We start from the raw sequence: 6,099 nt of genomic DNA on the forward strand, positions 1-6,099 counted from the left end.
CTGCCGACGCGCTGTCGGTTTTGGCCATGCCGATCGCGTCCGTGGCATGGATCACCTGTCGTTGCAAATTGGACAGCGAGACGGTGTCGTCGTCGACGATGCCGAGCGTGCCGACGCCGGCGGCGGCAAGATATTCCAGCGCTGGCGCGCCGAGCCCGCCGGCGCCGATCACCAGCACCCGCGCGCGCTTGAGCCTCTGCTGGCCGGCGCCGCCGATCTCAGGCAGCACGATATGGCGGGCATAGCGCTCGAGTTCTTCGTCGGTAAGCTTGGTCATGGCCAAACCTTATCGCGGCGCAAAAACCTTGTCAGGGGTCTTCGGTTGGCCCAACCGTGCCGTGGTCGACCGTCAGGAACTGCGCACGGCCTTCGAGGCTGGAAAACAGCGCGGCGTCGGTTCCGGTCATGAACGCCTGGCAATTGAGCTCCTCGAGGATCGAGAACAGGGCCGCGCGCCGGCCGGCGTCGAGATGTGCCGCGATCTCGTCGAGCAGCAGGATCGGCGTCATCCCCGACATCTCGCCGGTCAGCCGCGCATGCGACACCACGATCCCCACCAGCAGCGCCTTCTGCTCGCCGGTCGAGCAGAGCTCGGCCGGCATCGCCTTCGGCCTATGCCGCACCACGAGATCGGAACGGTGCGGGCCATCCAGCGTGCGTCCGGCGGCACGGTCGCGGTCGCGGCCATCGGCGAGCGCACGGCGGAAGCGCTCCTCGACATCGACCGCCGGCGCCGCGCCGAGCGCGTTTTCCAGGTCGCCGTGGAGGCTGATGTCGGCTTGTGGAAACGGTCCGCTGGAAGGCAGCCGCTCAATCATGGCGGCAAGCAGGCGCACCAGCTCGGCACGGGCGGCGGCGATTGCCACGCCGGTCTCCGCCATCTGCGTCTCGATGGCGTCGAACCAGCCGCCGTCGCGCGATCCTTCCGTAAGCAATCGGTTACGGCCTCGCATCGCCTTCTCGTAGTCGAGCGCGCGCTGGCCATGGCCGGGGTCGATCGCCAGAACCAGCCGGTCGAGAAAGCGCCGCCGGTCGGCGGCCGGCCCGGGGAACAAGCCATCCATCGCCGGCGTCAGCCAGACGACCCGCAGCCATTCCAGCATGTCCTCGGCCGATCGCGCCGCAGCGCCGTTGATCCGCACGCGCCTGCCGCTTTCGCTGCTGTCGCCACCCGGAATGCCGGTGCCGATCTCTACCTGGCCTTCGGGTCCCTCGATGCGGGCGTGCAGCGCAAAACCGCCATCGCCGCCTTCGCGCGCCAGATCGACATAGGGCGCGCGGCGCAGGCCGCGCCCCGGCGTCAGCAGCGAAACCGCTTCCAGCAGATTGGTCTTGCCGGCGCCATTGTCGCCGGACAGCACCACGGCCCCGGGCGACAGATCGATGGACAGCGCCGCATAGTTGCGGAAGTTGGTAAGTGTAAGCTTACTTATGTGAGTCTGTTGCTGTTTTGCAGCTCCCGTCACGGCAACGAACTGGCCCTGCCGCAGCCTAGACCCGCATCGGCATCAGCACGTAGAGCGCGGTCTCGTCGGCCATGTCGTGGATCAGCGTCGGCGAGCCGGCGTCGGCAAGCATGAATTTCGCTTCCGAGCCGGTGAGCTGGGCGGCGACGTCGAGCAGATACTTGGCGTTGAAGCCGATCTCGATCGGGTCTGACGAATAGTCGGCCGACAATTCCTCGGTGGCGCTGCCGGAATCCGGATTGTTGACGGCGAGCGTGAGCTGTCCCTCGGCGATCGACAGCTTCACCGCCCGGCCGCGCTCCGAGGAAATTGTCGACACACGGTCGACTGCGGCGGCAAAGCTCTGGCGGTCGATGATCAGCTTCTTGTCGTTGCCGGTGGGAATCACGCGCTGATAGTCCGGGAAGGTGCCGTCGATCAGCTTCGAGGTCAAAACGACGCTGCCGATGGTGAAGCGGATTTTGGTGTCGGAAAGTTCGGTGGTCACGGCGACATCCGGGTCGTCGACCAGCTTCTGCAACTCGCTGACCGTCTTGCGCGGGATGATGATGCCCGGCATGCCTTCCGAACCGGCCGGCGCGTCGATCTCGGCACGCGCCAGGCGGTGGCCATCGGTCGCCACCGAGCGCAGCTTCAGCTTGCCGCCGGCCTCATGCGTGTGCAGGTAAATGCCGTTCAGATAGTAGCGCGTCTCCTCGGTGGAGATGGCGAACTGCGTCTTTTCGATCAGGCCTTTCAGGTCGACCGAATCGAGGCGGAAGATGTGCGAGAAGGAGCCGGCCGAAAGTTCCGGGAAATCGGACTGCGGCAGGCACTGCAGACGGAAGCTCGACCGGCCCGAGGTGACGGTCATCGCATTGCCGTCCTCGTCGGTCTTCAGCATCACCTCCGCTCCGTCGGCGAGCTTGCGCACGATGTCGTAGAGCAGGTGCGCCGGAACCGTTGTGGCTCCGCCGCGCTCGACCTTGGCGGGCGTGGCTTCGGTCACCTCCAGGTCAAGGTCAGTCGCCTTCATCTCGAGGCTGGCGCCCTCGGCGCTGAGCAGCACGTTAGACAGGATCGGTATGGTGTTGCGCCGTTCGACCACGCGGTGGACATGGTTGAGCGACTTCAGGAGATTTGACCGTTCCAGGATAACACGCATGACGAAACAGGCTCGCTTGAATGAATGAGCGGGTCTCCGGCGAGCGGCGCCCCGCGAAAGCTCTGAACAGGCTCAGAATCTGTCTAAACTGACAGGAAAAAGCCTGCAAACGCAAGCCCGCGCCACCGGTTCGGACCGGTTGCGCGGGCTTTCTGGGGATAAAGCCGGCGAAGTCCCCGTTTAATGCATGTCACCCAAAAGCGCGCAGCGGTTCGAGAACAACGACATGCATGAAAACCACACCTCAGCGCGTCGCATGGACCGTTACGGGCGCGCCGCGCTTTAGGGCAATTCCAGGAAAAGTGTGTAACGGTTTTCCGTCCGGAATTGCGTAGAAACAATTAGTTAGAGCGGTTCGGCGATTCCATGAAACGCTGAACCGCTCCAGGTCTTTCCCGGCCGCTCAAGCCTGGTCGTTGATCAGTCTTCTCAAGAGTTCCAGTTCCTGCGCCAGCGTGTTGTCGGCGCCCGAAAGGTCCTCGATCTTGCGCACCGCATGCAACACGGTCGTATGGTCGCGGCCGCCGAAGCGCCGTCCGATCTCGGGCAGCGAGCGCGGCGTCATCACCTTCGACAGATACATGGCCACCTGCCGCGGCTTGACGATGGTGCGCGTGCGCCGATTGGACAGAAGCTCGGTCTTCGACACGTTGTAGTGGCGCGCCACGATGCGCTGGATGTCCTCGATGCGCACTCGCTTCGGCTCGCCCGAGCGATAGATGTGCCCGAGGATCTCGTCGATACGGTCGATGCTGATCTGCGGTTCGAAGGACTGTCTGAACAGGAGCTGGTTGAAGGCGCCTTCCAACTCTCGTCCGCTTCCGGTCACCGTGCGCGCGACATGGTTGAGGATCTCGTCCGAAATATCGAGCGAGGCATCGTCGACCTTGGCCGTGGCGAGGCGCAGCTTCAGCATGCCGAGACGCATTGCGAAGTCCGGCGCCGACATTTCCAGGGCCACGCCGCCATTGAGGCGGGAGCGCACGCGCGGCTCCAGCGACTCCAGCTCGGACGGCGGCCGGTCGGCGGCAACCACCACCTGCTTGGCGCTGTCGAGCAGCATGTTGATCAGGTGGCAGAACTCATGCTGGATCGACTTGCCCTGCAGGAACTGCATGTCGTCGATGATCAGGAGATCGATATCGCGCAGTTGCTCCTTCAACGTTAGCGCGTTGTTGTCGCGGATGGCGGTGGCGAAGCGCCACATGAAATACTCGGCCGTCAGGTAGACGACGCGCGATTTCGGGTTGTGTATCAGCGATTCCGCCGCGATCGCCTGCAGAAGATGCGTCTTGCCGAGGCCGACCGTCGCATGAAGGAAAAGCGGGTTGAAGCGCACCGCGCTCGACTGCGATTCCGCCACGGCCTTGGCGGCGGCGAAAGCCACCCGGTTCGACGGGCCTTCGATGAAGGAACTGAAGGTGTAGCGTGGATCGAGCGGCGACCCCAGCACATTGTGCCGGAACTCGGTCTCTGCGGGCACGCCCGGGCGCGGCGCCGGAGCCCGTTCGACCCTGCCTGTCGCGGCGGTGCCCGCGGCGAGCGCCGTCTGCGTCTGTCGGGTCATCTTACGCGCCGGCGTCACCTCAGGCTCGACGCCATTGCGTGTCTGGCGCGTGGCGGTGCGCACCACGATCTCGATCTTGAGGACTTCGGGATCCTCGTGCTTCCACAATTCCGCGATCAGATCGAGATAGTGGCCGTTGATCCACGACCGCAGGAAGGCCGTGGGTACCGAGATGCGGACAATGCCGCGGGAAGCCTCGGCAACCTTCATGCGGCCAAACCAGCTTGAATAGACCTCAGCTCCCAGGCGCGCCTTCAGCTGGGCCTTGACGCGCTCGAACTTCTGTTCCGCGTCGCTGGAACCCGCCATGCTGTCCCCTCCGACGAATGTTGTTGGGAATGGGAGTTCGCTGGTTAGCTCCCTTTCGATGCCGCTCTGCATGATCGAGTTCCTTGTCCTTTTGTACCCTTTTCCGCCGGGGATGCGCCTCCTGCATCCATGTTTCCGGCGACCGTATCTTCGCTGCGACACCACCGCCGCCGCCGGCAGGTGATCATCGCCTCGTAACAAAGGGACCGGTGCCAGCTCTTGCAAGCTGGGCCGTTCTCGACACACCAGGGCAATGCGATGCCATCCGGCGAAAACGCCGGCTCCATCGACCTGCCATGTACAATTACGCCAGTCCCCTACCGCCTCGAAAAGACAAATCAAGCCCGTTCGCGGAATTGATCCACGTCATGAATTCTGCCATTTTGTGGTGGCCGATTCAGGCTGGGTTGAAGGCCAAGAGCCCGTCCCTTCGATGGATGGACATTACCGAAATCGCTGTGGATAGGGCAAGGCCACGACTAACGGATTTTTAACGAATCTGGTTAGCGGAGACGGGTTCGGAGCGGGTGCCGCAACGGCATATTTTGACAAAGCCATTGTGATTCAAACCCTTTTCCGGCGAATATGAAAATGGCCGCTCGGCACGAAATTTTCTGAAATAATTCGCTTGACAGCTACTTGTCCCCCGCCGCTCGAACGCGATGTGAACAAGCTGTGGATCACCATCCACAGGCGTTTGAAATATATAGCTAATTTCTGACAGCCGAATTTTGGTCAGCGCCCGCTTTCGGCATAACGGAATATCAGTGCGCATGTATATGCCGGCAAAGTAAACCGGATTTTGAAATCCAGCCTGGACGCGATCTCGGGGCGTTCTTTTTAAGTACTTGCCGGCAAACGAAAAAACCCGGCGTCATCCGCCGGGTTCGAAGAACGCAAGTTTAGTAAAGGCTTATCAGGCAGTCAGTACCTTGAGCCGGTGCGCCAGTCTGGAAACCTTGCGCGACGCCGTGTTCTTATGGATCACGCCCTTCGTCGCGGCGCGCATCAATTCCGGCTCGGCAGCCTTGAACGCGGCCAGCGCGGCAGCCTTGTCGCCCGAGGCGAGCGCCTCTTCGACCTGGCGCACATAAGTGCGGACGCGCGAGCGGCGGTTCTTGTTGATCGCGGCCCGGCGGGCGATCTTGCGCGTTGCCTTCTTGGCCGAGGAGGTGTTGGCCATGGTGCCTCTCTTCTGATCTGGTGGGCGCCAGCGGTATCGCAGGGCGCAAAAAACAAACGGGCAGCCACAGGCCGCCTCGGTTGGTGCGGCTTATAGTTCAGCTTTTCCGGCGCGTCAACGCCGCTTCGCCTTCTTTTTGACGCCGGCGCCCGACCATCTTATCGGTTGGTGAAATTGGGCTTCCGCTTCTCGGCAAAGGCGGCCATGCCTTCCTTCTGGTCGTCCAGCGCAAACAGCGAGTGGAACAGCCGCCGCTCGAACCGCAAACCCTCGGCAAGCGTCGTTTCATAGGCCCGGTTGACGGCCTCTTTCGTCATCATCACCGACGGCAGCGAGAACTCGGCGATCTTGGCCGCGGCCTTCAGAGCTTCCTCAATGAGATCGCCCGCGGGCACGACGCGCGACACCAACCCGCAGCGCTCCGCCTCGG

General features: G+C 62.9%; 6 protein-coding genes. All 6 read right to left on the reverse strand.

All coding sequences use genetic code 11. The features are described from left to right. On the reverse strand, positions 1 to 277 hold a 277-nt coding region (locus EN742_RS20860; protein WP_189375494.1), incomplete at its 3' end, for a ThiF family adenylyltransferase. 31 nt (positions 278 to 308) lie between these two features. After that, positions 309 to 1,466 carry a DNA replication/repair protein RecF gene (gene recF / locus EN742_RS20865; RefSeq protein ID WP_126056647.1) on the reverse strand — a complete coding sequence of 386 codons (1,158 nt, stop codon included), beginning with the start codon at positions 1,464 to 1,466 and terminating at the stop codon, positions 309 to 311. A 25-nt stretch (positions 1,467 to 1,491) separates the two neighbouring features. Next, positions 1,492 to 2,610: a DNA polymerase III subunit beta gene (dnaN, locus tag EN742_RS20870; RefSeq protein WP_126056646.1), complete on the reverse strand. Its 1,119-nt coding sequence runs from the start codon at positions 2,608 to 2,610 to the stop codon at positions 1,492 to 1,494. 403 nt (positions 2,611 to 3,013) lie between these two features. After that, entirely contained in the window at positions 3,014 to 4,486 is a 1,473-nt protein-coding gene (dnaA, locus tag EN742_RS20875) for a chromosomal replication initiator protein DnaA (RefSeq protein WP_245455265.1), read from the reverse strand. Between the two features lie 916 nt (positions 4,487 to 5,402). Then, positions 5,403 to 5,669, reverse strand: a complete 267-nt coding sequence (rpsT, locus tag EN742_RS20880) for a 30S ribosomal protein S20 (RefSeq protein WP_126056644.1) — start codon at positions 5,667 to 5,669, stop codon at positions 5,403 to 5,405. 158 nt (positions 5,670 to 5,827) lie between these two features. After that, positions 5,828 to 6,099: enoyl-CoA hydratase-related protein (locus tag EN742_RS20885; RefSeq protein ID WP_245492366.1), on the reverse strand; the 272-nt coding region annotated here is incomplete at its 5' end.

Source organism: Mesorhizobium sp. M4A.F.Ca.ET.020.02.1.1 (genome assembly GCF_004022645.1).
GTDB lineage: Bacteria > Pseudomonadota > Alphaproteobacteria > Rhizobiales > Rhizobiaceae > Mesorhizobium.

Bases quoted from the DNA above. Each gene is read 5' to 3' on its own strand.
- rpsT (WP_126056644.1), bottom strand. From the start codon at position 5,669: ATGGCCAACACCTCCTCGGCCAAGAAGGCAACGCGCAAGATCGCCCGC.
- dnaN (WP_126056646.1), bottom strand. From the start codon at position 2,610: ATGCGTGTTATCCTGGAACGGTCAAATCTCCTGAAGTCGCTCAACCAT.
- dnaA (WP_245455265.1), bottom strand. From the start codon at position 4,486: ATGGCGGGTTCCAGCGACGCGGAACAGAAGTTCGAGCGCGTCAAGGCC.